3 protein-coding genes are annotated in these 2,531 nt (G+C 48.3%); 1 reads left to right on the forward strand and 2 read right to left on the reverse strand.

The features are described 5' to 3' along the window. The coding region (locus tag ABGY95_RS03395; RefSeq protein ID WP_347440293.1) for a hypothetical protein at nucleotides 1-430 on the reverse strand (430 nt) is incomplete at its 3' end. A gap of 107 nt (nucleotides 431-537) precedes the next feature. On the opposite strand from ABGY95_RS03395, the gene ABGY95_RS03400 reads away from it, so the two are divergent. Continuing rightward, complete coding sequence (locus ABGY95_RS03400; protein ID WP_347440294.1) at nucleotides 538-1,242, forward strand: TrkA C-terminal domain-containing protein; 705 nt, start codon at nucleotides 538-540, stop codon at nucleotides 1,240-1,242. A 386-nt stretch (nucleotides 1,243-1,628) separates the two neighbouring features. Here ABGY95_RS03400 and ABGY95_RS03405 read toward each other — a convergent pair. Beyond that, a partial coding sequence (locus ABGY95_RS03405) for a topoisomerase C-terminal repeat-containing protein (protein WP_347440295.1) occupies nucleotides 1,629-2,531 on the reverse strand: 903 nt, incomplete at its 5' end.

Here is a 2,531-nt window from a genome sequence, read left to right on the forward strand (position 1 = left end):
CAGGTGTGGGCTCAATGAGGGGCATTAGCTTGGTGAGAACTTCCCAATTGCCCATGTGAGCGAGGCAAATGATCGCGCCAGAGTTATCCTTTACAGCTTGATGGAAACTTGGGGAAATATTGATGTCGATCACTTCAGCCAGCTGCTTGGGCTTCATCCCGTATGTTTTAAGCGTGCAAGAAAGGTTGGCAATGTTACGCTGGAAAATAGACTCTGTAAGCTCAGGAGTAGGCGTGAAGCTTTGAGTGTGCTTAGAGACGACCTGCATGTTGTAGTTCACGATCGCGCGACGTTGAGGCATGAGTCGATAACAGAGCGTGCCTAGGCATTCCCCGATGTTCCACACAGTACGTACGCTGATGAAGCGGAAGACGAGGTTGACCAAAAAGATGGCAGAAAGAATAGGTATGGCTTTGAGACGATCGAGCATTTCAGTAGGTCAGGGGGATTCTTAGCTAGCAACGGGATTTGTCAATGCCGCGGTTTAGAGTGGGTGAGGCTTGTTATTTTTTGCCGAACTACTGTATTCTCTGTCTCATGCTTCCTTTGCTAGCTCTTTTGATCATTGTGATAGTCTCGCTACTCGTTGTGCGGGTGGGGACAAATGCCTTAGTGTTGACTGGGATGTCGCAGGAGGCTGCGAAATTTCAGGCAGCTTCGGCCTTTTTTGGTGTTGGTTTTACCACATCTGAGGCTGAGATGGTGATGCGTCACTCCGTGAGGCGTGGGGTTGTGCTAAAGTTGATTATAGCAGGGAATGTGGGACTGACTTCAGCGTTGGCGACTTTGATTGTGACATTTGTGACGAATGATAACTCAGAAGGTGGGGGGCATTTGATGCAGGTTATTGCGACAGTGTTCGGGATCGCTAGTGTGGCATTTCTATTGAATCTAAAAATAGTTAAGAAGCCGGTAGATGCGCTTATGATTCATTATCTAAAGTCATCTGGGGTGGTTAGAGCTATGGACTACGAGCTCTTGCTCAAGGTGGAAGAAGGATTTTCTGTTTCTGAGGTGACTATCAGCCCCGGTCACCCTTGGTGTGGAAAGAAGCTGATGGAGTCTCGTCCATCTGATAATGGAGTAGTGGTGCTGAATGTGCGGCATGCTGACGGAGGGTTCACTGGAGCTCCGGATAAGGACTTTCTAATGAAATCTGGTGACGAACTGATGATTTACGGAGCGGATGCCAGTGTCCGCAAAGTGGCCAACAACCTGTCTGAAGACGAGGTTCAAGATTAGATAAAACGGGCCGTAGCCACTCGTAGCAATGTTACGAGCTAGTCTCGATAGGTTCGCGCACTTCGACGATACAGTTGACTAAGCCATCGTGATGGAAGTCGAGGTGGGCTCCGTGAGACATACCGACTGAAACATCAATGATGCGGTCGGGCGTGTATGGGCAACAATAGTGGATGCGGACGATCTTGCTCTTGCCATTTTCTAGATAGGTGACGGGTACTTTGGTGCCGAGATTGAGTGTTTTTTGGGCTGCTTGACTAGAGCAACTATTGAGGGCAAAAATAGCGATTAGGGAAAGGATGAGACTTTTCTTGGGGTGTGATTTTAAGAGATAAAAAAGGCGCCTGCAGATGAGGCGCCTGTGGAATGTCTGTGGAACTTATTCCTCAGCCTTTTTTCTTGGCGGCCTTCTTAGCTGCCTTTTTTGCGGTTTTCTTTGCCGCCTTTTTAGCTGTCTTTTTCTTTGCTTCGCGAGGTGGGAATTCGAATGACGGGCGGGCATTATTGAAGTCGTAGACGAGGAATGCCTTAAACTTACGCTTGGTGCGGTTCGAGATGAAGTCTTCCATCAATGAGGATTTCTCACCTTGGAAAATCTTGATGGCATCTTCTTTTGAAATCGGTTGCTGCAACAGGAGCTTAGAGATCTTCATGCCATTGGGAGCCTTTTTGTTTTTGGCTTCCGGAACGAAGTAGGATTTCTCGGTTTCGTAGATTTTGACGGTCTTTTGGTCAAATGTCATTTCGCCGATGATCATGTCATCGGTGAGGTCCTCTACGTCTTCTTCATCGCGGTCGAAGACGAAGGCAACTTTGAACTTTTTGTCGATTTCGAGACCCGCGTCGAATGGTCGGTTGAAACGAGAGCGGAAGCCGCTGAGTGGTCCGACAAACATCTTGGTGAAAAGTTCGTGTGCTTCCTCTTCAGTGAGAAGTCGGTTAGCGATGTATTTGGTAATCTTGAAACCGCACTCAGGCTCCATGCATTCATAGGTGGCGTCAGTTTGCTTTAGAGTGGTAGCACCACATTTTGGACAAGGGGCTTTGATGTCAGGGAAGACCTTGTTCTTCAGTTCCATTGCATGGCCTTTGGCGCGCTCTACAATGTCTTTAGTGAAGTCGATGATTTGCTCCATGAAGACTGGGCGGTCGAGATTTCCTTGTTCCATCTGGCGTAACTTGCTTTCCCAGTCACCAGTCATCTCTGCCGATGTGAGTCCGGTTGCTCCGATTTCATGTAGGGTCTCGATCAGCTTTAGTCCGCTAGCTGTCACGTGGATCTCACTTCC

It is taken from the genome of Rubritalea sp. (genome assembly GCF_039830215.1).
GTDB lineage: Bacteria > Verrucomicrobiota > Verrucomicrobiia > Verrucomicrobiales > Akkermansiaceae > Rubritalea.